The sequence below is a fragment of the Burkholderia territorii genome (assembly GCF_001718335.1).
Taxonomy (GTDB): Bacteria; Pseudomonadota; Gammaproteobacteria; order Burkholderiales; family Burkholderiaceae; genus Burkholderia; species Burkholderia territorii.
In genome coordinates, this window is sequence record NZ_CP013366.1 from 2,307,899 (window position 1) to 2,331,743 (window position 23,845).

Genomic DNA, 23,845 nt, shown 5'->3' on the forward strand with positions numbered 1-23,845 from the left:
AATAACGCACGGTCCCCTGTTTTGAAAAATTCATTCGTGGGGCTGGCCCGTTATTAGCGTGGACAGGCCTTAACCGCGTGCCGCCGGCAGCGCGACGTACGCGACGAGTTCGACGCGCATGTCCGGATGCGCGAAGCCCTGCACGCCCACGCACGTGCGGTTCGGGTACGGTTCGCGGAAGTGGCGCCGGTATTCGGCGTCGAATTCGGGCATCGCCTTCACGTCGGACAGGTACACGAGCACCTGCGCGACGTCGTCCATCGTCGCGCCGGCCGCCGCGACGGCCTTCGCGAGATTGCCGAGCGTGATGCGCGCCTGCTCGGCCATCGTGTCGCCGGCGATCGCGCCGCACGCATCGACCGGCCCGTGGCCGGTAAACATCAGCCCGCCCGCGCGGGTCGCCCACGAGAACGGCTGCGCTAGCTGGGGCAAGTCGACCGGGATCGTATCTGCCATCGTGTGCTCCTTCGGTTCGGAATCGGCCGCTCAGGCGGCCTGGCGCGACTTGTTGCCGAGCACGTCGGCGATCGCGTTCGCGACATGATCGACGTTCGCGTCGTTCAGGCCCGCGACGCACATGCGGCCCGAGCGCAGCAGGTAGACGCCGTGCGACGCGCGCAGCCGGTCCACGTCGGTCGCGGCGATGCCGGTGTAGCTGAACATGCCGCGCTGCGTGACGAGTGCATCGAACGCGGGCACCGGCAGGCGTGCGTCGAGTCGCGCCTTCAGCGCGCCGCGCATGCGCTTGATGCGCGTGCGCACTTCGGCTACCTCGTCTTCCCAACACGCACGCAGGACGTCGTCGTTCAGCACGGCCGACACCAGCTGCGCGCCGAACAGCGGCGGGCTCGAATAGGTGCGGCGCACGCCGGCCTGCAACTGGCTCAGCACCGTCGCCGCTTCGCCCGCGCTCCCGCAGACGATCGACAGGCCGCCGACGCGCTCGCCGTACAGCGAGAAGTTCTTCGAGAACGAGTTGCCGACGATCGCCGGCAGTCCCGCTTCGACGATCGCGCGCACGGCCCATGCGTCGTCGTCGAGGCCGTCGCCGAAACCCTGGTACGCCATGTCGAGGAACGGAATCAGCCCGCGGCGCGCGAGCACGTCGATCACCGCGCGCCATGCGTCGCGGCCGAGGTCGAGGCCCGTCGGGTTGTGGCAGCACGGCTGCAGCAGCACGACGCTGCGCGCGGGCAGCGCGTCGAGCGCCGCGAGCATCGCGTCGACGCGCAGGTCGTTGCGCGCTTCGTCGTAGTACGGATACGTGTGCACGTCGAGGCCGGCCGCCGCGAAGATCACGCGATGGTTGTCCCACGTCGGATCGCTGATCCAGATCGCGCTGTCGGGAAAATAGCGCTTCACGAACTCCGCGCCGAGCCGCAGCGCACCCGAGCCGCCGAGCGTCTGCAGCGTCGCGATCCGCCCTTGCGCGAGCGCCGCGCAATCTGCGCCGAACACGAGGCGCTGCACGCCCTGCCGATACGCGGCGAGCCCTTCCATCGGCAGATACGTATGCGGCGCACCGGCTTCGCGCACGCGCTCGGCCGCGAGACGCGTGCTCTCCAGCACGGGAATGCGGCCCGCATCGTCGTAGTAGAGCCCGATGCTGAGATTGACCTTGTGCGGATGGGCATCCTGCTGGAACGCCTGGAACAGCGACAGGATCGGGTCGCCCGGATAGGCGGGAACGTGTTCGTACATGACGGAATGACGGTAGAAGTTGAAGGCGGCGGGTCGGCCGGCGGCGTGACGGCGCGTCAGGCCGTGCGGTCGAGGCATGGGGCGCATGTTATCGAGGACGAAATAGAATGAGCTTCACTTTTCGATGACGAATCGCGTCCTTTGCAGTAGAGTCTGCGACTGTCATCTCAAAAATTACGGGATTCTGCGAAATGAATCTGGATCGAACCGACATGCGGATCCTCCGGCATCTCGAGCGGGATGGGCGCATCAGCAATCAGGACCTCGCGAACGCGGTCGCGCTGTCGCCGTCCGCGTGCCTGCGGCGCGTGAAGTTGCTGGAGGAGCGCGGCGCCATTTCGGGCTACCGCTGCACGATCGAGCCGAAGAAGGTCGGCGTCGCGTTCGAGGCGCTCGTGCATGTGTCGATGCGGCCGGACGTGCCCGAATGGCACGACCGCTTCGTCGAGGCGATCCAGGAATGGCCGGAAGTCATCGCCGCGCAGATCGTGACGGGCGGCTCCAATTACGTGCTCACGGTGCGCGCGCGCGACCTCGATCACTACTCCGACTTCGTGATCAACCGCCTGCACCGCGCGACGGGCGTGATGTCGATCAATTCGAGCATCGTGCTCGCGACGCTCAAGCGCGACGGTTCGATCCTCGATCTCGTCGAGCCGTCGACGGGCAGCTGACGAACTTCCTGCACCGGTCTGAAAAATATTTGAAGAAAGTGCTTTACGAACCGAAAAAGCTCTGACATAATTTCAGCTTCTTTGGGCGGTTAGCTCAGCGGTAGAGCACTGCCTTCACACGGCAGGGGTCACTGGTTCGATCCCAGTACCGCCCACCAAAGAATTCAAGGGCCTGCGTCTCACGACGCAGGCCCTTTTCGTTTTTGCGGCCGCGCATATCCGCGCCAAGCGGCAAACTCGAGATACCAGTCGTCGCCATCGGTTATGTCGTAACAATCGGTAATGGACTGGTAATGGGTGAACAGATAACGGCTGACTAGAATCACCCGGAATGACGGCCGAACCGAACCGACTTCCAAATTCAATCAAGGCGAGCGGGGATCGCGACGCCAATTGCGTGGCGGACTCAAATCGTCACGACATACCCATGACATTGCCGAATTCACACACACTCTGGTTGACGGGCCTAAGCGGCGCCGGCAAGTCCACGCTCTCGCGTGAGATCGCCGCACGTCTGCGCGCGCGCAACCTTCCTGTCTGCATTCTCGACGGCGACGAATTGCGCTCCGGCGTCTCGCACGATCTCGGATTCAGACGCGAGGATCGAGCCGAAAATTGTCGGCGCACAGCCGAAATCGCCAAGCTGCTGAACAATCAGGGGATCACGGTTATCGTCGCACTGATTTCCCCGTATGCCGCCGACCGGCAACTGGCGCGCAAAACCATCGGCGACGAGCGGTTCGTCGAAATCTATCTGAAGACCGATATCGCGACCTGCTCCGCGCGCGATCCAAAACGCTTGTATGCGAAAGCCGTGACCGGCCAGACGCGTCAGTTCACCGGCATCTCCGATCCTTACGAGGTTCCTGATACGCCCGACCTCATCGTCGAGACCGCAACGATGTCCATCTCCGCATGCGTCGCGCGCATCATCGAGTTTGATCACGAGCGCTTCGATCACGCGTGATCCGGGCGCGGCTTTCGTTTACTTCAACCGTCCGACTCGTTCCGCCGTCGCGTCAAACGCGCGCTTCGCCTTGTCGACGATCTCGTCGACCTCCGCCTCCCGGATCACCAGCGGCGGCGACAACAGCATCCGGTCGCCCGTCGCACGCATGATCAGGTTGCCGTTGAAGCAGAAGTCGCGGCAGATCGTGCCGATATCGACGCTGCCATCGAACCGCTCGCGCCGTTCGCGATCGCGCGCGAGCTGGACGCCGGCGACCAGCCCGGCCCCGGCGATCTCGCCGACGATCGGATGATCGCCGAGCGCTTCGCGCAGCCGACGCTGGAAATACGGCCCGATATCACGCTTCACGCGCTCGACGATGCCTTCGTCGCGCAGCAGCTTCAGGTTCGCGACCGCCACCGCCGCCGCGACCGGATGGCCCGAGTACGTGAGTCCGTGATTGAATTCGCCGTTGTCGATGATCGGGCGCGCGACGCGCTCGTGGATGCCCACCGCGCCCATCGGCACGTAGCCCGACGTCAGGCCCTTGGCCATCGTGATGAGGTCCGGCTCGAAGCCGAAGTGCTGGTGCGCGAACCATTCGCCGGTGCGGCCGAAGCCACCGATCACTTCGTCGGCCACCAGCAGGATGTCGTACTTGCGGCAGATGCGCTGGATTTCCGGCCAGTACGTCGACGGCGGGAAGATCACGCCGCCCGCGCCCTGGAACGGCTCGCCGATGAACGCGGCGACGTTCTCCGCGCCGAGCTCGAGAATCTTCGCCTCGAGCTGCTGCGCACGCGCGAGGCCGAACGCCTCAGGCGTCTCGCCGGCCTGCGCTTCGCCGAAGAAATACGGCTGGTCGATGTGCACGATGTGCTCGACCTTCGACGGCATCTGCTCGTGCATGTAGCCCATCCCGCCGAGCGTGCCGCCGGCGATCGTCGAGCCGTGATAGCCGTTTTTGCGCGAGATCACGTATTTCTTCTGCGGCTTGCCCTGCACGCGCCAGTACTGATGCACGAGTCGCAGCACGGTGTCGTTGCCTTCCGAGCCGCTGTTGCAATAGAAGAAATGGTTGAAGCCGGCCGGCGTGACTTCGGCGAGCATCGCCGACAGTTCGATCACCGGCGGGTGCGTCGTCTTGAAGAACGTGTTGTAGAACGGCAGTTCCTGGATCTGGCGATACGCGGCATCGGCGAGCGCCTTGCGGCCGTAGCCCACGTTCACGCACCAGAGGCCGGCCATCCCGTCGATGATCTTGTTGCCGTCGGAGTCCCACAGATAGACGCCGTCGGCCTTCACGATCACGCGGCTGCCCGCACGATTGAGCGCGCCCATGTCGGAGAACGGGTGGATGTGGTGCGCGGCGTCGAGCGCGCGGTATTCGGCGCTCGAGCGCGCGTGCGTCGTGCGCGGTGCGGCTTCGCTTCGTTCGGTCATGTTGCCTCCGTATTTCCGTCGTGCGGTTGTGCGCACGCTTACACGTGCAGCAGCAGATGGCGGCGTTCCCACGAGCTGATCACGCGGAAGAACGCTTCGTATTCGGTTTCCTTCAGCGCCAGATACGCCTTCACGAACTTGTCGCCGAGAATGCCGGCGAGCGGCGTGCACGCTGCCATCAGCGAGATGCCTTCCTCGAGATTGCGCGGCAGCTGATACGGCAGGTCGTAGCCGTCGGACGCGATCGGTTCGGTCGGCGCGAGCTGCTGCGTCAGCCCGAGATACCCGGCCGCGAGCGTCGCCGCGAATGCGAGGTACGGGTTGCAGTCGACGCCCGGAATCCGGTTTTCGATGCGCCGCGCGACCGGCGTCGACTGCGGGATGCGGAAGCCGACCGTGCGGTTGTCGTAGCCCCACTGCACGTTGATCGGCGCGGCCATGAAGCGCGACAGCCGACGGTACGAGTTGATGTACGGCGCGAAGATCGGCATCAGCGCGGGCGTGTATTTCTGAAGCCCCGCGAGATAGCTTTGGAACATCGGCGACGCCACGCCGCCCTCGTCGGCGAACAGGTTGTGGCCGGTGCGCGCATCGGCGAGGCTCTGGTGGATATGCATCGCGGAGCCCGGCTCGTTTTCCATCGGCTTGGCCATGAACGTCGCGTACATGTTGTGCCGCAGTGCCGCCTCGCGCACCGTGCGCTTGAACAGGAACACCTGGTCGGCGAGCGACAGCGCGTCGCCGTGCACGAAGTTGATCTCCATCTGCGCGGCGCCAACCTCGTGGATCAGCGTCTCGATGTCGAGGCCCTGCATCTCGCAATATTCGTAGATGTCCTCGAACAGCGGATCGAATTCATTGACGGCCTCGATCGAATACGACTGACGGCCCGTCTCCGCGCGGCCCGTGCGCCCGACCGGCGGACGCAACGGCAGATCCGGGTCGGCGTTCATGTCGACCAGGTAGAACTCGAGCTCCGGCGCGACGACCGGCTTCCAGCCTTTCGCCTTGTACAGGTCGAGCACGCGGCGCAGCACGTAGCGCGGCGAAATCTCGACCGGAGAACCGTCGAAATGCACGCAGTCGTGAATCACCTGCGCGGTCGGATCGACGGCCCACGGAATCAGGCAGATCGTCGACGGATCGGGCACGCACACCATGTCGGGGTCGGTCACGCCGGTCAGCGAACCGTCCTCCGGATAGTCGCCGGTGACGGTCTGCACCATCACGGCCTGCGGCAGCCGCATCGACTCGCCGGACTCGAATTTGTTGCGCGGAATGATCTTGCCGCGCGCGATGCCGGCCATGTCGGGAATGATCGCCTCGACTTCGGTGATGCGGTGCTGCCTCAGGAATTCGCTCAGTTCGGGTTGCATGATCGGCCTCGTTCAGTCGATGTCGGATGCGGCCGGCGACGGCATGGCGCCGCCGGCCGCATGAATGCGGTGTGTCATGCGCGCGCGGCACGCCGCGCCGAATGCCGCGAAGATGTCGCGCGACAGCGGCTGTTCCGCATGGCGCCATTCGGGATGCCACTGCACGCCGAGCGCGAATGCGCGCGCGCCGCGCACGCTGACGGCTTCGACGAGCCCGTCGGGCGCGCTCGCTTCGACCGCGAGCCCCGCACCGAGCCGTGCGATGCCCTGGTCGTGCAGCGAATTGACCATCGCGTCGTGCGCGCCGCGCGCGACCCGTTGCAACAGGCCGCCCGGCGCGAGCTGCACGCGATGCGCGGGGCCGTACTGCCGCTCGAGCGGATCGCCGTCGCGCTCGCGATGATCGTGGAAACCCGCGCTCGCATGGAGCCGTTGATGCAGCGTGCCGCCGTACGCGACGTTCAGCTCCTGCATGCCGCGACAGATCGCGAGCACGGGCACACCCGCGTCGATCGCCGCGCGGATCAGCGGCAGCGCGGTCGCATCGCGCGCGGGGTCGTGCAGTGTGTCCGGCATGCTCGCCGGGCCGCCGTAGTGATGCGGCTCGACGTTCGAATAGCTGCCGGTCAGCAACAGCCCGTCGATGGACGCGACGATCGCGTCGACCGGCTGGCGCGCGCCGAGCGCGGGCAGCACGAAGGCGAGCGCGCCGGCACCGTCGACCACCGCGACGAGATACTTCTCGCCGGCCGTGTGGTTCGGATGGGCGCCGCGCATGACACGGTCGGCGGTGACGGCTACGAACGGGCGCGGTCGCATGATCGCCTCCACGGTGAACGTGCGACGCGTGCGCACGGGCGGGACGATCGCAATGCGCGGTCGCGCCGCCCGCGCGCGTGCGCGTGCGTGCACCGTGCCGTGGCGCGCGAACGGCACGGCAACGGGCGTTGCGACCCGATGCGAAAGCGGAAACGGACGCTAGGGCAACAATGAAGCGCTGCCGTCGCACTGCACCGCGCTGAACACGTGCGCGGTCACGAGGTTGAAGCGGCGCAAGCCGCAATGGGGCACGGCGAAGAAACGAGGCTCGCGTATGAGGGCGGTGCGCGTGCCGCGATCAGCATGCCGGATCGGCCCGGCCTGAGGCGACGCGCCCGCCGACGGACTTCGGGTCCGGCGTATCGAAGGGCTGGCGGCTTTCACGATCGTACTCGACTGACTGATGAAGGCAGGTCACGTGTCGCGATGAAACGGAAGGCGGCAACGCCGCGCGGCGGCACGTCGGCAAGCTGCCACGCAGCGGGTTCCGGCGCAGTGCGGCGCTGATCGACGCCGTCGCGGCCGGCGCGCGTGACGACTTCCTGACATTCAGCTTATATCACCTAAAAATTGCGTCAAATTTTCAGGTGTCGATCCCGACATTCGATCGGATGAAAAAAACGGCATCGACCCGGGCGGTCGATGCCGTTTTGTGCGCTGCGTCGGCGCGCGCCGTGCCTTCCGGCGGGCCGCAAGCGCGAGGTAGCGCCGCGCCGCCGCACGCAGCACGCGCCGGCGGTTCAGCGGTGCGCGAGCGCCGTTTCGACGAGCGTCTGCAGCAGCGGCACGATGCGGGCCGCCCGCGCCTCGTCGTACGCGTACGGACGCGTCTCTTCCATGTAGGTGATCTGCGACAGCTCGAGCTGCACGGCCTCGACGCCGGTCGCGGGCACGCCGTAGTGACGCGTGATGTAGCCGCCCTTGAAACGCCCGTTCGCGACGGCCGTATAGCCGCCGTGCGCGATCACGCATTCGGCCAGCGCCTCGGCCAGGCCGGGCGCCGCGCTCGCGCCGCCCGACGTGCCGAAGTTGAAGTCCGGCAGGCGGCCTTCAAAGAAGCGCGGCACGTGCGAGCGGATCGAATGCGCTTCCCACACGAGCACGCGGCCGTGCTCGCGCTTCAACCGCGCGATCTCGCCTTGCAGTGCGTCGTGATACGGGCGCCAGTAGCGGTCGCGGCGGCGCATGATCTCGTCGTTGCCGGGCAACGCGTTCGCCGGATACAGCGGCGTCTTGTCGAACGTGTCGACCGGCACGAGCCCGGTCGTGTCCTGCCCCGGGTACAGGTTCTCGTTGTCGGGCGGGCGGTTCAGGTCGACCACGTAACGCGCGTGCGACGGCACGAGGATCGACGCGCCGAGCGTCGCCGCGAAACCATACAACCGCTCCAGGTGCCAGTCGCAATCGTCGACGAAGCGCGCGTCGGGCGTCATCGTGGCCGCGATGTCGTCGGGAATGTGGGTGCCTGCGTGCGGAATCGAGATCAGCAGCGGCAGCGTGCCCTGCTTCAGCGTGAAAACAGCCGGTTGTTCAGTCATGTCGCATCACCGTAAGAGTCTGCCGGCGCGCGCACGCGGCGCGCCGGGGCCGCGCGTTCAGCGCAGCAGTTGCGCCAGCGCGGCGCGATAGTCGGCATACGCGACGGCTTCGTCGCGATGGCGGCGGCCGCTCACGACGCGCTCGCCGCCAGTGTAGACGTCGAGCACCGGCGTGTCGCCGTGCTCGGCGAACACCGCGCCCGACAGCCATGCCGTGCTGTCATGTTCGGCGATCGCCGGATGATCGGGATCGAGCACGAGCCAGTCGGCGCGGCAGCCTTCGCGCAGCGCGCCGATGCGCCGGCCGCTGGCCTGCGCGCCGCCCGCGAGCGACGCGTCGAACAGCCGGTCGGCGACACGAGCCTGCGTGTCGCTTGCGAGCACGTTGCGCGCGCGATGCACGAGCCGCTGCCCGTATTCGAGCAGACGCAACTCCGAGCGCCAGTCGACGGACGCATGGCTGTCGGAGCCGACGCCGATCACGCCGCCCTGCGCGAGATAGTCGACGGCCGGGAACACGCCGTCGCCGAGGTTCGCCTCGGTGGTCAGGCACAGGCCGGCCACCGCGCGGCGCTTCGCGAGCGCGGCAGTTTCGGCCGCATCGACGTGCGTCGCATGCACGAGGCACCAGCGCGCATCGACGTCGAAGCGATCGAGCAGCCATTGCACGGGCCGCGCGCCGTAAGCACGCACGCAATCGTCGACCTCGGCGGTCTGTTCGGCGATATGGATATGCACGGGCGCATCGTCGGGCAGCCCGCCGAGCAGCACGCGCAATCCGTTCTCGGACACCGCGCGCAACGAGTGCGGCGCGACGCCGTAGCGCAGGCCGCCGTGCTCGGGCGCGACGCGGCGCATCGCGTCGAGCAGTTCGAGCAGGCCGTCCGGCGTGTTGATGAAGCGGCGCTGGTCGTCGCGCGGCGGCTTGTTGCCGAAGCCGGCGAACTGGTACGACACGGGCAGCATCGTGATGCCGATGCCGGCCGCGCGGGCCGCGTCGATCACGCGCGTGCCGAGTTCCGCGATCTGCGGATAGCGCGAGCCGTCCTGCGCGTGATGCACGTAGTGGAATTCGCACACCGACGTGTAGCCGCACTTGAGCATCTCGACGTACAGCCAGCGCGCGATCGCCGCGAGCGCGTCGGGCGTGATCTTCAGCGCGAAGCGGTACATCAGGTCGCGCCAGCTCCAGAAGCTGTCGGCAGGATTCGCGCGGTATTCGGTGAGCCCCGCCATCGCGCGCTGGAACGCGTGCGAATGCAGGTTCGGCATGCCGGGCAGCACGGGCCCGGCCGCGCGCGCGACGCCGGCCGGCGCGTCGGCGTCGGGCGTCACCTCGGTCAGCGTGCCGGCCGCGTCCCAGCGCAGCAGCACGTTGCGGCGCCAGCCATCGGGCAGCCAGGCATGGTCCGCGAACAGCGTCATTTCGGTCATCGTGAGTCTCGTCTGTTACTCGCCGTTCATCCGGCGAAACACCGTCGTCCCGCCGTGCACGACCTGCTCGCAGAGCGGCCGGCCGATCCAGTAGGCGAGCTCCGACAGCGAGCCGACCGACCAGACCGCGAAATCCGCCTGCCGACCGGTCTCGAGCGCGCCGTGCCGATCCGCGCGGCCGAGTGCCGCGGCCGCATGGCGCGTCACGCCTTGCAGCACCTCGGGTACCGTCATGCGGAACAGCGTGCAGCCCATGTTCATCGTCAGCAGCAACGATTCGAGCGGCGACGTGCCGGGGTTGTGATCGGTCGCGAGCGCGATCGGCACGCCGTGCTTGCGCAGCAGCTCGATCGGCGGCAATTGCGTTTCGCGAATGAAGTAATACGCGCCGGGCAACAGCACGGCGACCGTGCCGGCCGCCTTCATCGCCTCGATCCCGGCTTCGTCGAGAAATTCGAGGTGGTCGGCGGACAGCGCGCGATAACGCGCGGCAAGCGCGGTGCCGCCCGCGTTCGACAATTGCTCCGCGTGCAGCTTCACCGGCAGGCCGCGCTTCGTCGCGGCTTCGAACACGCGCTCGGTCTGCGCGAGCGAGAAGCCGATGCGTTCGCAGAACACGTCGACCGCGTCGACGAGGCCTTCGTCGGCGAGTGCCGGCAGCATCCGCTCGCACACTTCGTCGATGTATTCGTCCGCGCGGCCCGCGTATTCCGGCGGCAGCGCGTGCGCGCCGAGGAACGTGGTGTAGACCGTGACCGGGAAGCGCTCGCCGAGCTGGCGCGCGACGCGCAGCATCTTGCGCTCGCTCGCGAGGTCGAGCCCGTAGCCCGACTTGATCTCGATCGCGCTCACGCCTTCGGCGAGCAACGGCTGCAGGCGTGCGGCGGCCTGCACGAACAGCGCCGTCTCGTCGGCCGCGCGCGTCGCGCGCACCGTCGACACGATCCCGCCGCCCTGCCGCGCGATTTCCTCGTAGCTGACGCCGGCCAGGCGCTGCGCGAACTCGTCGGCGCGCGTGCCGCCGTACACGAGGTGCGTATGGCAGTCGACGAGGCCCGGCGTCACCCACGCGCCGTGCAGGTCCTCCCTGTGCCAGTGCGCATAACCGTGCGGCAACGCGGAAAACGCGCCGAGCCACACGATCGTGCCGGTTTCGTCGACGGCAATCGCCGCGTCGTCGATCGTTTCGTCGGGATGGCCGTGCGGACACAGCCTCAGGTGATGCCAGACTCTCGGTTTCATGCGTTCAGTCTCGTTCGCCGACGGTGAGCGACACGGCCAGCAGCGCGCCGCCTCCGCTCACGACGACGTCAAACGCACGCTGCGGCCCGTCGAGCCGCAGCGTGTCCATTTCCTGCAGTGCGTGGTGCGCGCCGCCGATCTCGATGCCGACGGCGCCCGTCGCGCAAAACAGCAGCACGGTATCGGCGCGCTCGACACGGTGCGTGCCCGCCCGCCATACGTGCAGCGTCCCGCGCGCGGCCGAGCGGCGCGTCATCAGGTTGAAGTCGCGCGTCGCGCCGTCGTGCAGCGTCGCGTCGATCGCCGTTTCGCCGGCGAAATCCGCACGGGCGAGCGGCGTGTCGAGCACATGGCGCGCGCCGCCCGTCTCCTCCAGCGTCATGCCCGCGCCGGACAGCAGCACGAGCGTGCGGTCGACGCCGTCGAAACGCGAGAACGGGCCGGGCGCGCCGACGTCCGCGACGCTCACGCGCCACGCGAACGTATCGAGCGAGGCGCCCGCCGGCGCTGCGGCATCAGTCGCTGCGGGGAAGCATGCCGCGATTTCGCGCGTCACGCCGCCGCCGTTCTTCCACGGCGACGCAACGAGATCCGCGGCGCGGATCATCGTTGCGTGCACCGGCGCCTGGTCGAGCGCCGTCATGCTCAGCGGCCGAGCATCGGCAGCTTCAGGCCGGCTTCGCGGGCCGTCTGCTGCGCGAGTTCGTAGCCGGCATCCGCATGGCGCATCACGCCCGTCGCCGGATCGTTCAGCAGCACGCGGCCAAGACGCTCGTGCGCATCGGCGGTACCGTCGGCGACGATCACGACGCCCGAGTGCTGCGAGAAGCCCATGCCGACGCCGCCGCCGTGGTGCAGCGACACCCACGATGCGCCGCCTGCCGTGTTCAGCAGCGCGTTCAGCAGCGGCCAGTCGCTGACGGCGTCCGAGCCGTCCTTCATCGATTCCGTCTCGCGGTTCGGGCTCGCGACCGAACCGGTGTCGAGGTGGTCGCGGCCGATCACGATCGGGGCCTTCAGTTCGCCGTTCTTCACCATCTCGTTGAATGCCTGGCCGAGGCGATAGCGATCCTTCACGCCGACCCAGCAGATCCGTGCCGGCAGGCCCTGGAACGCGATGCGCTCACGTGCCATGTCGAGCCAGTTGTGCAGGTGCGGATCGTCGGGGATAAGCTCCTTCACCTTCTGGTCGGTCTTGTAGATGTCTTCCGGATCCCCCGACAGCGCGACCCAGCGGAACGGGCCCTTGCCTTCGCAGAACAGCGGGCGGATATAGGCCGGCACGAAGCCCGGGAAGTCGAAGGCGTTCTCGACGCCCATCTCCAGCGCCATCTGGCGGATGTTGTTGCCGTAGTCGAGCGTGGCCGCGCCGCGTTCCTGCAGCGTGAGCATCGCGCGCACCTGGACGGCCATCGACTGCTTCGCGACCTTCACGATGCTCTGCGGATCGACCTTCTGCGCTTCGCGCCATTGCGCGACGGTCCAGCCTTGCGGCAGGTAGCCGTTGATCGGATCGTGCGCGCTCGTCTGGTCGGTCACGCAGTCCGGCGTGATGCCGCGCTGGACGAGTTCCGCGAACACGTCGGCCGCGTTGCCGAGCAGGCCGACCGACACCGGCTTGCCGGTGCGCTTCGCTTCGTCGATCATGCCGAGCGCTTCGTCGAGCGTCGTCGCCTTCTTGTCGACGTAGCGCGTCTTCAGCCGGAAGTCGATGCGCGTCTCGTCGCATTCGACCGCGATCATCGAGAAGCCGGCCATCGTCGCCGCCAGCGGCTGCGCACCGCCCATGCCGCCGAGACCGCCCGTCAGGATCCAGCGGCCCGACGGATCGCCGTTGAAGTGCTGGTTCGCGACCGAGAAGAACGTTTCGTAGGTGCCCTGAACGATGCCCTGGCTGCCGATGTAGATCCAGCTGCCGGCCGTCATCTGGCCATACATCATCAGGCCCTTGCGGTCGAGCTCGTGGAAGTGATCCCAGGTCGCCCAGTGCGGCACCAGGTTCGAGTTCGCAAGCAGCACGCGCGGCGCATCCTTGTGCGTGCGGAACACACCGACCGGCTTGCCCGACTGGATCAGCAGCGTTTCGTTTTCCTCGAGATCCTTCAGCGACGCGAGGATCTGGTCGTAGCATTCCCAGTTGCGCGCCGCACGGCCGATGCCGCCGTACACGACGAGCGCGTGCGGATGCTCGGCGACTTCCGGATCCAGGTTGTTCTGGATCATCCGGTAGGCGGCTTCGGCCAGCCACGTCTTGCAGACCTTCTCGCTGCCGCGCGGCGCGCGGATCGTGCGCGTCGGATCGAGACGGGGATCGATGTGTTTCGGATGGTTCATGACGGCTGCTCCCGAGGGAAAGTGAATATCAAATAGGAATCAGAAATGCCCGGTGAAGCGATAACGGCTGCCGGGGTGCCACAAATTCGCCACCGAGGCGACGACGCCCTGCGACCAGGTACGCCGATGTAAAACCAGACACGGCTCGACGTCGTCCATCCGCAGCTGCTCGCGCCGCTCGGGCGCCGGGGCCGCCGCTTCGATCCGGTACTCGACGCGCTGCAGCGGTGCCGCGCGCATCAGGTAGAGGTTCGGCGTCGTGTTCGTGAAATCCTGCTCGGCATAATCCGGCGCGACGGCCGGATTCACCCACCGCTCTTCGAGCTGGACGGGTTCGTCATTCTCGAAGTGCAACACCTGCGAATAAAACAGCTTCGCGCGCACGGCCATCTGCATCTCGTCGGCGAGCGCCTCGTCGGCGCGGATCGTCTCGAGGCCGAGCACGCTGGCGCGGTACGCATGCCCGCGCGCGTCGACCTCCTCCGAGATGCTGCGGATCGCGACGAGCGTCGACTCGTACTTCGGCCGCGCGACGTAGGTGCCGGCGCCCTTCATGCGCGTGAGCACCTGCTCGGCCGTCAACTCGCGCAGCGCGCGGTTGACGGTCATGCGCGCGACCTTGAACTCGCGGGCCAGTTCGTTCTCGGAGGGCACCTGGTCGCCCTCCGCCCACTCGCCGGCGTGAATGCGGCCCAGGATGAAATCCTTGATCTCCTGGTAGACCGGCGCGCTCATGGGCTTACTGTTCCGACGCGAACGAGAACGGCGCGACCTTCGCGAACGCTCGCTCGCCGACGAGCTTCGCGATCACCGCGATATCCGGCGCGAAGTAGTGGTCGAGTTCGTAGTGCGCGACCTTGCTGCGGATCGTTTCCATCACCGGCGCGAGCTTCGGGCTCGTGTGGTGCGGCGCGCGCAGGTCGACGCCTTGCGCGGCGGCCAGCAGTTCGATCGCGAGGATGTGCTTCGTGTTGTCCGCGATGTCGGCGAGCTTGCGTGCCGCGAACGTCGCCATCGACACGTGGTCTTCCTGGTTCGCCGAGGTCGGCAGCGAGTCGACCGATGCCGGGTGCGCGAGCGTCTTGTTTTCCGATGCGAGGGCCGCGGCCGTCACGTGCGCGATCATGAAGCCCGAGTTCACGCCGCCGTCCTTCACCAGGAACGGGGGCAGGCCCGACAGCGTCGCGTCGATCAGCAGCGCGATGCGACGTTCGGACAGCGCACCGATTTCCGACGCGGCGAGCGCGAGGTTGTCGGCCGCGAACGCGACGGGTTCCGCGTGGAAGTTGCCGCCCGACAGCACTTCGCCGGTATCCGGGAAGATCAGCGGGTTGTCCGACACGGCGTTCGCTTCGACCAGCAGCACGTCGGCCGCATGACGCATCTGGTCCAGGCACGCGCCCATCACCTGCGGCTGGCAGCGCAGGCTGTACGGATCCTGCACCTTGTCGCAGTCGCGGTGCGACTGGTTGATCGGCGAACCTTCGAGCAGCTCGCGGTACGACGCGGCCGCATCGATCTGGCCCTGGTGGCCGCGCAGTTCGTGGATGCGCGCATCGAACGGCTTCACCGAGCCGGCTGCGGCGTCGACCGACAGCGCACCGGCGACGAGCGCGGTGCGGTACAGGTCTTCGATCGCGAACATGTTGTCGAGCGCGAGCGCCGTCGAAGCTTGCGTGCCGTTCAGCAGCGCGAGGCCTTCCTTCGCCTGCAGCGTGAGCGGCGCAAGGCCCGCGACGCGCAGACCGTCGAGCGCGCTGGCGCGCTCGCCGCGGATGAACACTTCACCGACGCCCAGCAGCACGGCCGACATGTGCGCGAGCGGCGCGAGGTCGCCCGATGCGCCGACCGAGCCCTTCACCGGGATCAGCGGCAGCACGTCGGCGTTGAACAGCGTGATCAGCGCGTCCATCACCTCGCGGCGGATGCCCGAGTGGCCGCGGCCGAGGCTCGACAGCTTCAGCGCCATCAGCAGGCGCACCGACGAGCGCGCCATCGGCTCGCCGACGCCGACCGCGTGCGACAGCACCAGGTTCTTCTGCAGCAGTTCGAGCTGGTCGTGCGGGATGTGCGTGCTGGCCAGGCGGCCGAAGCCCGTGTTGATGCCGTATGCCGGCTCGCCCTTCGCCGCGATGTCGGCGACGGCCTTCGCGCCTGCGTCGATCTTCGCGAAGCTCGCCGGGTCGAGCTGGAGCTGCACGGATTCGCGAGCGATCTTGCGCAGTTGCGGGAGGGTCAGGTGGCCGGGGGTCAACGTAATCATGTGAGCAATCCTGTCTAGACAAGTTCGGGATGGATTGAAGTGTAGCCATCGCAACTTGTCTAGACAACCCCGTTTTTCACGATTTCGACTCGGGAGTTTCCCTGATGTCCGGCGCGGCCCGCCGGGCCGGCTCCGCGGACTCCGTAGTTAACATATGTTGCAATTATTTTGTATTTGGCAACATACGGATCAACACTTCCTCATGACCCGCCACGGAGATCCGCCATGACTCGCCCGCCCCGGTTGACCGCCCGCCTCGGCCGCAGCCTGCTCCTCACCGCGTGCGCGCTCGCGTGCGGCGCGTCGCTCGCCGCGGAACCGCTGTCCGGCACGCTCGAGAAAATCCGGCAAGGAGGCCTGATCTCGATCGGCCACCGCGAAACGTCGGTGCCGTTCTCCTACGTCGACACGAACGGCAAGGTGATCGGCTTCTCGCAGGATCTGTGCGATCGCGTGATCGCCGCCGTGAAGGCGCGCACCGGCAAGCCGGACCTGCAGGTGCGCTTCATCCCGGTCACGTCGCAAAACCGCATTCCGCTGGTGCAGAACGGCACGGTCGATCTCGAATGCGGGGTCACCACCAACCTCGCCGCGCGTCACGCGCAGGTCGCGTTCTCGACGACCTTCTTCGTCGCGACGACGCGCCTGCTCACGCGCACGAGCTCGGGCATCCGCGACTTCCCCGATCTCGCCGGCAAGACGGTCGTGACGAACCAGGGCACGACGTCCGAACGCCTGCTGCGCAAGATGAACGAGGAGAAGAAGATGAACATGCAGATCATCAGCGCGAAGGACTACGGCGAAGGACGCCTCACGCTCGAATCGGGCCGCGCGGCCGCCTACATGATGGACGACGTGCTGCTCGCCGGCGTGCGCCAGCTCGCGGCGAAGCCGGCCGAGTGGACGATCGTCGGCACGCCGCAATCGTCGGAAGCGTACGGGTTCATGCTGCGCAAGGACGATCCGCAGTTCAAGGCGCTCGTCGACGGCGTGCTCGTGCAGCTGATGAAGAGCGGCGAGATCAACGCGCTGTACGACAAGTGGTTCATGAAGCCGGTGCCGCCGAAAGGCCTTGCGTTCGACTTCCCGATGAGCGATGTGATCAAGGCGCGCTACGCGGCGCCGAACGACGTGCCGCTCGAGTGAGCGTCGTGTGCCGAAGCGGGTTCAGCGTGCCCACGCGACGCACGCCGCGTAGCCGGGCGCCGCGTCGAGCCAGCCCGCATCGAACGCGGCCACGCCGGCCGCCGGCGCGGCCGGCTCGACGATCGTCGTCGCAGGCGTATCGTGTGTCTGCGCATCGCGCGGCGGCACGACCGCGAACGCGCGCAGCCCGCCGACGATGCCGGTGCCGAGCGCCTTCAGCAACGCCTCCTTCGCGGACCAGATGCGCATGAACGCGTCGGCACGCGCGGCGAGCGGCAGGCTGTCGAGATACGCGGCCTCGGCGCTCGCGCATACTTCGCGCGTCAGCGCACGCCAGTCGGTGGATCGATTGCAGCTTTCGATATCGACGCCGACACGGCCCGCCGGCGTCCATGCGATCAGCGCGTGATCGCCCGCATGCGACACGTTGAAATCGAGCGATGCGCGATGCGCGGCGTCGAGCGACGGCCGCCCCGCTTCGTCGACGACGATCACGATGTCCTTCGGCGCCACGTCGAGCGCCGCGCCTAGCACGTCGCGCAGCGCGGCGCGCGTCGCGGCGCTGCGCACTGCATCCTCGTGCCGCAGGTAGCGCGCGGCGCGCGCGCGCTCGGCGTCGCTCAGAGCCGCATAGGCAGGCGATGCGAGCGGCACGTGCCAGTCGAAATCGATGCGCGCGACCTGCACGCCGGCACGCGACGCGGCAGCCGGCACGTCGAGCAGGTGCATTTGCCACGCGCGGGACAGGTCGGCGGACTTCGCGGAATCGGGCGGAATGGACATCGGCAACGGGCAGCCAGTCGAACGAAACATCCGATGTTAATCGATCGCGCGACGCACACGCCGATGCATTGCGAACGCGTTCGTCGTCAGCGGCAGCCGGCGCGGCCGCCCGATCGACGCGACGGCGTGCCCGCGTGCGCGCTCACCCGTGCGCGACGGCATCCGGCACGCTGCCGTCCGCCGGCCGCGCACGCTGCGCCGGACGGTGCGCGTGCACGCGGCCCGGCGCATCGGCCGGCAGCGCGCCGTGTTGCAGCCACGACAACGCGACGGGCCACAGTGTGTCGGTGAAGCGGCTGTGGAAGAACGCGAAGTGACCGATTGCGTCGACGCCGATGTCGCGCGGCGCGATCCGCAGATGCGTGACGTCGCTGCCCGTGTAGTAGCCGGCCAGCCGCTCGATCGCTTCGACCGTGCCGAACCCGTCGTCGTCGAGGCCGATCGCGAGCATCCGCGCCGGCAGCCGCGCAAAGCGCGCCGGCAGTGAGGCGCGGCTCGCCGCGGGTTCGGCGAGCGGGCCGTGCGTGTACGCGTCCTCGAAGCGCGCTTGCGCGCGCACCCACGACAACGCGACGCCGCGCGGCGTGTCCTCCATCCAGCCGAGCCGTTTCGCGGGCACGTAGCCGAACACGGCCGCAAGCGCCGGCATTGCCACATGCCACTTCCACCACATGCGCCACCGCTCTTGCTGCCGATAGTCGCGCCAGTACGCATATTGCGCGCCGACGGTCACCGCGTGGCGCACGTACGCGTTCGACGCCGCGAGCCCGAGCAGGCAGCCGCCGATGCTGTGCGCGACGACGTCGAGCGGCTGGCCGGGAAACGCGTCGCGCGCGTACTGCAGCGCGGCCTCGCAATCGAGCCGCCCCCAGTCGAGCCAGTTCGCACGCAGCTTCGCGAGCCGCGCGGGGCGCGATCCGCCGATCCCGCGATAGTCGTAGACGAGCACGTCGCGCCCGTGTGCGAAAAGCCAGGCCGCGAAGCGGAAGTAGTAGTCGCAGCGCACCGACGTCGCGCAATTGACGACCGTCACGGGCCGCGCGGCGCCGCTGCCGCGATGCCGCCACACGTAGCCGCGCAGCACATAACCGTCGGCCGCGGTCAGCGTCACGGGCTCCGGCGGCAACGTGTCCGTCGCGCGCGACGCTGCCCGATCCGTGCCGGCTGCTTCATTCGAAATCGTCATCCCGTCTCCTGTGCGGCGCCGCATCACGCGGCGCCCGCCGCTGGTCGGCCAGTCTCCATTGAACTTGACGCGCCCGGCGTTCTCAACCAATCTTGCTGCTCCGTTCGCATGAGCCATACGCATGTCAACGCCGCTCGTCCGTCTCCCGTCGCTGGATCTCGTGCGCGGCTTCGTCGCCGTCGGCCGCCGCATGAGCATCACGCTCGCCGCGCAGGACCTGTGCGTCACGCAGTCGGCGGTCAGCCGCCAGGTGCATGCGCTCGAGGCGCATCTCGGCGTCACGCTGCTGCGGCGCGGCTATCGCAAGATCGCGTTCACGCCGGAAGGCGAGCGGCTGTTTCGCGCCGCCGACGCCGCGCTGCTGAGCCTGCAGGACACCGTCGCGTCGCTCGCCACCACGCGCGAGCGCCAGCCCGTCACGATCACCGCGAGCATCGGCGTGACCGCGCTGTGGCTGCTGCCGCGGCTCGGGCGCCTGCAGGCGCGCGTGCCCGACGTCGACTTGCGCGTGGCCGCGAACGACAAGGTACTCGATTTGCGTGCGGAAGGCATCGACCTCGGCATCCGCTATTGCCCGCGCGAGCGTGCGCCCGCCGGCGCGCTGCACCTGTTCGACGAGGTCGTCGTGCCGGTCGCGCACCCGGCGCTGGCCGCGCGGCCCGTGACCGACGCGGCCGCGATCGCCGAGCACGTGCTGCTCGAGTTCGACGGCCCGCCGCAAACGCAACTGCAGTGGCGTACGTACCTGCACGCGGCCGGGCTCGGCGATGCGCGGCCGAAGGGCGTGCTGCGCTTCAACCAGTACGATCAGGTGATCCACGCCGCGATCGCCGGCCAGGGTGTCGCGCTCGGCAGGCTCGCGCTCGTCGCGCCGATGCTCGCGGACGGCCGGCTCGCGGTGCTCGGCCCGCATTCGCAGGCGTTGTCGGACGCGTACGGCTACTGGCTGTTCCGGCACGATCCCGCCCCGCGCCGCGAAGTCGCCGACGTGCGCGACTGGATTCTCGCGGAAGCGGCCGAATGCGACGCGGCAATGCGCGCGTACGACGCGGCACGGCGGTAAGCCGCGAGCGCGTGTCCGCATCGAGCCGATGGCGGTGCGGCATTGCGCGCCATACGCGCGCAGCCGCAGGCGCGGCGCCGATGGCCGCTGCGCTGCATCGGCAGTGTGCGGTGCGTCGCAGCGACTCCACGGATCCGGCCCGTTCCGCCTTCGCGACCGGCCCCGCGTCCGAACCGCCTCGCATTCCCCACACGCATGCGAACGCGACCGAATGATTGCTTGAGCGTGCCGCGACGGAATCGTCTAATCGGATCGAACGCGGCGTCGCGCCGCGCGCATTCATCCGGAGACCCGCATGACCCCGATCGAACGAGACACCCGGCGCCGCTGGCTGCCGGTGCTGGCGGGCGGCCTGATCATGGGCGCCGCCCTCGGCATCCGCCACGTGCAGGGGCTGTTCCTCGCCCCCGTCACGCTCGACCACGGCTGGTCGCGCGAAGCGTTCGGGCTCGCGCTCGCGCTGCAGAACCTGATATGGGGCATCGCGCAACCGTTTACCGGGATGATCGCCGACCGGTTCGGCTCGGTGCGCGTGATCGTCGCCGGCATGCTGTTGTATGCAGCCGGGCTCGCCACGATGGCGTTCGCCGCGTCGGCCGGCGTGTTTACGCTCGGCGCGGGGCTCGTCATCGGCATCGCGCTGTCGGGCTCGGCCTTCGCATCGATCTACGGCGCGCTGAGCCGGCTGTTCCCGCCCGAGCGGCGCGGCTGGGCACTCGGTGTCGCGGGCGCGATCGGCGGGCTCGGCCAGTTCTGCATGGTGCCGGTCGCACAGGTGCTGATCGGCGGCATCGGCTGGCAGCATGCATTCGTCGCGCTCGCGCTCGTCGCCGCGCTGCTCGCGCCGCTCGCCGTGCTGGTGCGCGACCGGCCCGCGCACGCCGCGAGCCGCGCCGACGGCCCCGACCAGTCGATCGGCGCGGCGGTGCGCGAAGCGTTCGCGCATCGCGGCTTCTGGCTGCTGAACGCGGGATTCTTCGCGTGCGGGTTCCAGCTCGCGTTCATCGCGACCCACCTGCCCGCCTATCTGCTCGATCACGGCCTGCCGGCGCGCCACGCCAGCGTCGCGCTCGCGCTGATCGCATTGACCAACGTGGCCGGCACCTATGCATGCGGCCATCTCGGCGGCCTGCTGCGGCGCAAGTACGTGCTGTCGGTGCTGTACCTCGTCCGCGCGTTGGCGATGGCCGCATTCGTCGCGGCGCCGTTGTCGCCCGCGAGCGTCTACGTGTTCGCGGCGGTGATGGGCTTCACGTGGCTCGGCACCGTGCCGTTGACCAACGGCGTGATCTCGCAGGTGTTCGGCGTGCGCTACATCGCGACGCTGTTCGGCTTCGTCTTCTTCGGGCACCAACTCGGCAGCTTCTTCGGCGTTTGGCTCGGTGCGCTCGTCTACGACGCGACGCATTCGTATCTGCCGCTGTGGATCGGCTCGATCGCGCTCGGCGTGCTCGCCGCGGTGCTGCACCTGCCGATCGACGACGCGCGCATCGCGCGCCCGGTGCCGGGCAAGGCCGCGTGGGCATGATGCGCGTGGCGCTGGCCGTCGGCGTGCTCGCGTTCGTCGCGTGGTGCGGTGCGGCCTACTTCGACTCGGGCGTCGCGCTTGCACTGCTCGAGCACGTCGCGTTCTGCAACTGATACGGCAAGCCGCACCGCGCGCGTGGAGCGGCGGCCGCGGCTGGTGACGCCGGGTGACACCTGTCGACCCTTCGGCAGCGTGGCCAGCGCATGCGCGGCACCTGCGCGCGTGTCGTCGACGTACACCCACACGAGCGGCCCGCCCGACGCGACCGCGCGCGTGAGCGCTGGCTGGTCGGTCACGCGCAGATCGTCGCGGAACCATACGACGGCAGGAGCAACGGACGACTTCGCGGGCACCTCGGTCAGGAAACGGAAAAGCGAACGGTATTGCCGCGTAGCCGAGTCCGATCGATGCGCGCGGCACGGGATCACCGCACGGTACGCGTCCGGCGTTGCGGGCCTGTGGCGTTCAGTCGAGACGGAAGGCCGCCTCGAAACGCTCGGCGAAGGCGTCGAACTCGGTTTCCGGCAGATGATTGATGCCGCCCGCGCGCTTGCGCCCGCCGCCGGTCGGAAAACCGCGGCAGAATTCGTCGGCGCCGATCGGCCGGCCGTCGGGCACGCGCACGCTGACGACGAGCCCGCCCTGCGCACGCGGCGACAGCACCGCGAGCGCCGCATGCGGCGCATTGCGCATCCGCTCGTTCGCGAGCATCCCCGTCGCGCGCCGCGCCCATGGATGATCCGGCATCCTGATCAGTGTCGCGCCGGGCACGTCGCGCAGGGGCGCGAGCGCGCAGGCCCGCGCCATGTCGTCGCGATAGCCGTCGCGCAGCGCGGCGAACACCGGCGTGTCGCGCACGAAGTCGAGCGGGTCCGCACACGGCAGCATCGCATCGGCCAGCACCGCCGGATCGAAATGGAGATCGCCGACGCACTCGCCGTAGGCGTTGTAGTTCAGGTAGAGCCCGAGTTCGGCGAGCGTGCGGCGCTCGACGTCGTCGAGCCCGTATTCGCGCGCGAGCGCGTCGCCGAGCGCCGGCAGTTCGTCGCCGAACGCCGCGACGATCGCCCACCGCACATGACGGCCGCCGAGATGGCGGTTCACGAGCGCGCTCGTGCAGATGTCGGCGGACGTGTCGATGTACGCGTCGAAACGCGGATCGCCCGGCAGCTCGCCCGCGAAGTGATGGTCGAAGTAGCGGACCGCCGCGCCTGCGCGCAGCAGCCGCGCGCAGGCGTCGCGATTCTGGTCGTGCGACACGTCAAGCACGGTCACGCGATCGCCGGCCCGCGCGTCGATTCGCTCGAGCAGCCGGATGTCGCGCTTCACGCCGGTCACGAGCGTGCCGCGCTCGCCCTCCGCGAGCCGCAGTTGCTGCAGCGCGCACAGACCGTCCGCGTCGCCGTTGAACGCGAAGAAATGTCGTCCGCGGTAGGGTTCCCGTTCCTGCATCATCCGTCTCTTTTCCTCAGGGCATGAAGTCGCCGCCGTTCGCGTGCAGCGTCGCGCCGGTCACCGCGTTCGCGTCATCCGATGCGACGAACAGCGCGGCACGCGCGCAGTCGTCGTCGGCCGGCAGCTTCGCGAGCGCTATGTTCGACGCGATCGGCACGATGGTCTCGTCTTGCGTCACTCCGTACTCGGCGGCCGCCGGCCGCAAATGCGTCCGCGGCGGCACGTCTCGCATCCAGCTCATGTGAATGCCGTTCGCGCGAATCCCGTGCACGCCGAGCGCGCGTGCAAGGTATTTTGCCGTAACCGCGAGCACACGCTTCGATACAGCGTAGCCGGATTGCCCTGCAAACGGCTTGCGGGCCGCCTGCGTATCGATCGTCACGATTGCGCCGCGCTTGTGCCGCTTCATGTGCGGGACGAATTTCGGTGCGAGCGTCATCGTGCCGAACACGTTGGTGCCGAACACCGCGCGCCAGCCGGCGAGTCGGCTTCGTCGACCGCCTCCGGAAACGTGCCGTGCACGAATGCACAGTGGCCGAAACGCTCGATCGCCTGCGTTGCGAGCCGCCGGCATTGCGCGCGCCGGGCGATGTCGGTTCGCACCTTCAGCATTTCGCACGCGACGCCGAGTGCGCGGATCCGGCTTGCGCATCGTCGAGCTTTTCCATCGTGCGTGCCGCGACGACCACGCCGCGCGCACCCTCGCGTGCCGCCTCGACCGCGAGCTTCACGCCGAGCCCCGCCCCCGATCCTGGAAATCACGACGCTCTTGTCCTTCAGCAACGTGTTTTTTCGCCTGGTTGTCTTGGGCCTCGCGGGCGCCGTCAGCCGGCCGCCCGCCAGCGCCGTGCGTGCTTTATGTCATATGTCATCTGATGTGATGCGACGAACAACATCCTCATGACGCCCGC

Annotated in this window: 22 protein-coding genes, 1 tRNA gene and 1 pseudogene; 6 read left to right on the forward strand and 18 right to left on the reverse strand. The window is 68.3% G+C overall.

What is annotated here, in order from left to right; genetic code table 11:
- Positions 1-69: 69 nt before the first annotated feature.
- Together WS51_RS21180 and WS51_RS21185 are read right to left on the reverse strand one after the other, a co-directional pair.
- Complete coding sequence (locus WS51_RS21180) at positions 70-456, reverse strand: RidA family protein (RefSeq protein WP_059451796.1); 387 nt, start codon at positions 454-456, stop codon at positions 70-72.
- A 30-nt stretch (positions 457-486) separates the two neighbouring features.
- Positions 487-1,701 (reverse strand): amino acid aminotransferase, encoded by a 1,215-nt coding sequence (locus WS51_RS21185; RefSeq protein WP_069229744.1) that lies wholly within the window; start codon positions 1,699-1,701, stop codon positions 487-489.
- A gap of 191 nt (positions 1,702-1,892) precedes the next feature.
- Between WS51_RS21185 and WS51_RS21190 the strand changes: the two genes are divergently transcribed.
- From WS51_RS21190 to cysC, 3 genes are all read left to right on the forward strand, one after another.
- The gene (locus WS51_RS21190) at positions 1,893-2,375 is read left to right on the forward strand and encodes an Lrp/AsnC family transcriptional regulator (protein WP_059451797.1); all 483 of its coding nucleotides are present in this window, start codon (positions 1,893-1,895) and stop codon (positions 2,373-2,375) included.
- Positions 2,376-2,458: 83 nt separating this feature from the next.
- Positions 2,459-2,533, forward strand: a tRNA-Val gene (locus WS51_RS21195).
- A 269-nt stretch (positions 2,534-2,802) separates the two neighbouring features.
- Complete coding sequence (gene cysC, locus WS51_RS21200) at positions 2,803-3,342, forward strand: adenylyl-sulfate kinase (protein ID WP_060271673.1); 540 nt, start codon at positions 2,803-2,805, stop codon at positions 3,340-3,342.
- Between the two features lie 18 nt (positions 3,343-3,360).
- Here the strand turns inward: cysC and WS51_RS21205 are convergent, their stop codons facing one another.
- The 10 genes from WS51_RS21205 to hutH form a co-directional block, all read right to left on the reverse strand.
- Complete coding sequence (locus WS51_RS21205) at positions 3,361-4,767, reverse strand: aspartate aminotransferase family protein (RefSeq protein ID WP_069229745.1); 1,407 nt, start codon at positions 4,765-4,767, stop codon at positions 3,361-3,363.
- 38 nt (positions 4,768-4,805) lie between these two features.
- Positions 4,806-6,143, reverse strand: coding sequence for a glutamine synthetase family protein (locus WS51_RS21210; protein WP_059790244.1), 1,338 nt, complete (start codon positions 6,141-6,143; stop codon positions 4,806-4,808).
- Positions 6,144-6,155: 12 nt separating this feature from the next.
- Positions 6,156-6,962, reverse strand: coding sequence for a gamma-glutamyl-gamma-aminobutyrate hydrolase family protein (locus WS51_RS21215; RefSeq protein WP_059769975.1), 807 nt, complete (start codon positions 6,960-6,962; stop codon positions 6,156-6,158).
- A gap of 740 nt (positions 6,963-7,702) precedes the next feature.
- A complete protein-coding gene (hutG, locus tag WS51_RS21220) occupies positions 7,703-8,500 on the reverse strand; it encodes an N-formylglutamate deformylase (protein ID WP_059452040.1) in 798 nt (265 codons plus the stop codon).
- A gap of 57 nt (positions 8,501-8,557) precedes the next feature.
- On the reverse strand, positions 8,558-9,934 hold the full coding sequence (locus WS51_RS21225) for a formimidoylglutamate deiminase (RefSeq protein WP_059452041.1): 1,377 nt from the start codon (positions 9,932-9,934) through the stop codon (positions 8,558-8,560).
- A gap of 15 nt (positions 9,935-9,949) precedes the next feature.
- The gene (hutI, locus tag WS51_RS21230) at positions 9,950-11,176 is read right to left on the reverse strand and encodes an imidazolonepropionase (protein ID WP_069229746.1); all 1,227 of its coding nucleotides are present in this window, start codon (positions 11,174-11,176) and stop codon (positions 9,950-9,952) included.
- A gap of 4 nt (positions 11,177-11,180) precedes the next feature.
- Positions 11,181-11,819: a HutD/Ves family protein gene (locus WS51_RS21235; protein ID WP_069229747.1), complete on the reverse strand. Its 639-nt coding sequence runs from the start codon at positions 11,817-11,819 to the stop codon at positions 11,181-11,183.
- Between the two features lie 2 nt (positions 11,820-11,821).
- Positions 11,822-13,510, reverse strand: coding sequence for a urocanate hydratase (gene hutU, locus WS51_RS21240; RefSeq protein WP_040144611.1), 1,689 nt, complete (start codon positions 13,508-13,510; stop codon positions 11,822-11,824).
- A gap of 39 nt (positions 13,511-13,549) precedes the next feature.
- Positions 13,550-14,245 (reverse strand): histidine utilization repressor, encoded by a 696-nt coding sequence (gene hutC, locus WS51_RS21245; RefSeq protein ID WP_044847652.1) that lies wholly within the window; start codon positions 14,243-14,245, stop codon positions 13,550-13,552.
- Positions 14,246-14,249: 4 nt separating this feature from the next.
- Positions 14,250-15,773 carry a histidine ammonia-lyase gene (gene hutH / locus WS51_RS21250; RefSeq protein WP_059546725.1) on the reverse strand — a complete coding sequence of 508 codons (1,524 nt, stop codon included), beginning with the start codon at positions 15,771-15,773 and terminating at the stop codon, positions 14,250-14,252.
- A 225-nt stretch (positions 15,774-15,998) separates the two neighbouring features.
- Here hutH and WS51_RS21255 point away from each other — a divergent pair, with 225 nt between their 5' ends.
- The gene (locus WS51_RS21255) at positions 15,999-16,919 is read left to right on the forward strand and encodes a glutamate/aspartate ABC transporter substrate-binding protein (protein ID WP_059846137.1); all 921 of its coding nucleotides are present in this window, start codon (positions 15,999-16,001) and stop codon (positions 16,917-16,919) included.
- Positions 16,920-16,940: 21 nt separating this feature from the next.
- On the opposite strand, the gene WS51_RS21260 is transcribed toward WS51_RS21255, so the two are convergent.
- Together WS51_RS21260 and WS51_RS21265 are read right to left on the reverse strand one after the other, a co-directional pair.
- The gene (locus WS51_RS21260; protein WP_059502971.1) at positions 16,941-17,702 is read right to left on the reverse strand and encodes a 4'-phosphopantetheinyl transferase family protein; all 762 of its coding nucleotides are present in this window, start codon (positions 17,700-17,702) and stop codon (positions 16,941-16,943) included.
- A 142-nt stretch (positions 17,703-17,844) separates the two neighbouring features.
- Complete coding sequence (locus tag WS51_RS21265; protein WP_069229748.1) at positions 17,845-18,888, reverse strand: alpha/beta hydrolase family protein; 1,044 nt, start codon at positions 18,886-18,888, stop codon at positions 17,845-17,847.
- 121 nt (positions 18,889-19,009) lie between these two features.
- On the opposite strand from WS51_RS21265, the gene WS51_RS21270 reads away from it, so the two are divergent.
- Both WS51_RS21270 and WS51_RS21280 read left to right on the forward strand, forming a co-directional pair.
- Positions 19,010-19,951 carry a LysR substrate-binding domain-containing protein gene (locus WS51_RS21270; protein WP_069229749.1) on the forward strand — a complete coding sequence of 314 codons (942 nt, stop codon included), beginning with the start codon at positions 19,010-19,012 and terminating at the stop codon, positions 19,949-19,951.
- A 295-nt stretch (positions 19,952-20,246) separates the two neighbouring features.
- Positions 20,247-21,479: an MFS transporter gene (locus WS51_RS21280; RefSeq protein ID WP_060273360.1), complete on the forward strand. Its 1,233-nt coding sequence runs from the start codon at positions 20,247-20,249 to the stop codon at positions 21,477-21,479.
- Between the two features lie 197 nt (positions 21,480-21,676).
- Here WS51_RS21280 and WS51_RS31270 read toward each other — a convergent pair.
- From WS51_RS31270 to WS51_RS33040, 4 genes and pseudogenes are all read right to left on the reverse strand, one after another.
- Positions 21,677-21,832 (reverse strand): annotated as a pseudogene (locus WS51_RS31270) (deoxyribodipyrimidine photo-lyase); the annotation flags it as partial.
- 112 nt (positions 21,833-21,944) lie between these two features.
- The gene (locus tag WS51_RS21285; RefSeq protein WP_069230025.1) at positions 21,945-22,931 is read right to left on the reverse strand and encodes an acetyltransferase; all 987 of its coding nucleotides are present in this window, start codon (positions 22,929-22,931) and stop codon (positions 21,945-21,947) included.
- Between the two features lie 16 nt (positions 22,932-22,947).
- Entirely contained in the window at positions 22,948-23,400 is a 453-nt protein-coding gene (locus WS51_RS32895) for an SDR family oxidoreductase (protein ID WP_236872373.1), read from the reverse strand.
- 139 nt (positions 23,401-23,539) lie between these two features.
- On the reverse strand, positions 23,540-23,665 hold the full coding sequence (locus WS51_RS33040; RefSeq protein ID WP_257785636.1) for a hypothetical protein: 126 nt from the start codon (positions 23,663-23,665) through the stop codon (positions 23,540-23,542).
- Between the last annotated feature and the right edge of the window lie 180 nt (positions 23,666-23,845).

Excerpts from the sequence above, each read along its gene's own strand:
- WS51_RS21280 (WP_060273360.1), top strand. The coding sequence starts at position 20,247 with ATGACCCCGATCGAACGAGACACCCGGCGCCGCTGGCTGCCGGTGCTG.
- hutG (WP_059452040.1), bottom strand. The coding sequence starts at position 8,500 with ATGACTGAACAACCGGCTGTTTTCACGCTGAAGCAGGGCACGCTGCCG.
- hutC (WP_044847652.1), bottom strand. The coding sequence starts at position 14,245 with ATGAGCGCGCCGGTCTACCAGGAGATCAAGGATTTCATCCTGGGCCGC.
- WS51_RS21270 (WP_069229749.1), top strand. The coding sequence starts at position 19,010 with ATGTCAACGCCGCTCGTCCGTCTCCCGTCGCTGGATCTCGTGCGCGGC.
- WS51_RS21180 (WP_059451796.1), bottom strand. The coding sequence starts at position 456 with ATGGCAGATACGATCCCGGTCGACTTGCCCCAGCTAGCGCAGCCGTTC.
- WS51_RS21210 (WP_059790244.1), bottom strand. The coding sequence starts at position 6,143 with ATGCAACCCGAACTGAGCGAATTCCTGAGGCAGCACCGCATCACCGAA.
- cysC (WP_060271673.1), top strand. The coding sequence starts at position 2,803 with ATGACATTGCCGAATTCACACACACTCTGGTTGACGGGCCTAAGCGGC.
- WS51_RS21265 (WP_069229748.1), bottom strand. The coding sequence starts at position 18,888 with ATGACGATTTCGAATGAAGCAGCCGGCACGGATCGGGCAGCGTCGCGC.
- hutU (WP_040144611.1), bottom strand. The coding sequence starts at position 13,510 with ATGAACCATCCGAAACACATCGATCCCCGTCTCGATCCGACGCGCACG.
- WS51_RS21235 (WP_069229747.1), bottom strand. The coding sequence starts at position 11,819 with ATGACGGCGCTCGACCAGGCGCCGGTGCACGCAACGATGATCCGCGCC.
- hutH (WP_059546725.1), bottom strand. The coding sequence starts at position 15,773 with ATGATTACGTTGACCCCCGGCCACCTGACCCTCCCGCAACTGCGCAAG.
- WS51_RS21205 (WP_069229745.1), bottom strand. The coding sequence starts at position 4,767 with ATGACCGAACGAAGCGAAGCCGCACCGCGCACGACGCACGCGCGCTCG.
- WS51_RS21215 (WP_059769975.1), bottom strand. The coding sequence starts at position 6,962 with ATGCGACCGCGCCCGTTCGTAGCCGTCACCGCCGACCGTGTCATGCGC.
- WS51_RS21190 (WP_059451797.1), top strand. The coding sequence starts at position 1,893 with ATGAATCTGGATCGAACCGACATGCGGATCCTCCGGCATCTCGAGCGG.
- WS51_RS21260 (WP_059502971.1), bottom strand. The coding sequence starts at position 17,702 with ATGTCCATTCCGCCCGATTCCGCGAAGTCCGCCGACCTGTCCCGCGCG.
- WS51_RS21255 (WP_059846137.1), top strand. The coding sequence starts at position 15,999 with ATGACTCGCCCGCCCCGGTTGACCGCCCGCCTCGGCCGCAGCCTGCTC.
- hutI (WP_069229746.1), bottom strand. The coding sequence starts at position 11,176 with ATGAAACCGAGAGTCTGGCATCACCTGAGGCTGTGTCCGCACGGCCAT.
- WS51_RS21225 (WP_059452041.1), bottom strand. The coding sequence starts at position 9,934 with ATGACCGAAATGACGCTGTTCGCGGACCATGCCTGGCTGCCCGATGGC.
- WS51_RS21185 (WP_069229744.1), bottom strand. The coding sequence starts at position 1,701 with ATGTACGAACACGTTCCCGCCTATCCGGGCGACCCGATCCTGTCGCTG.
- WS51_RS21285 (WP_069230025.1), bottom strand. The coding sequence starts at position 22,931 with ATGCAGGAACGGGAACCCTACCGCGGACGACATTTCTTCGCGTTCAAC.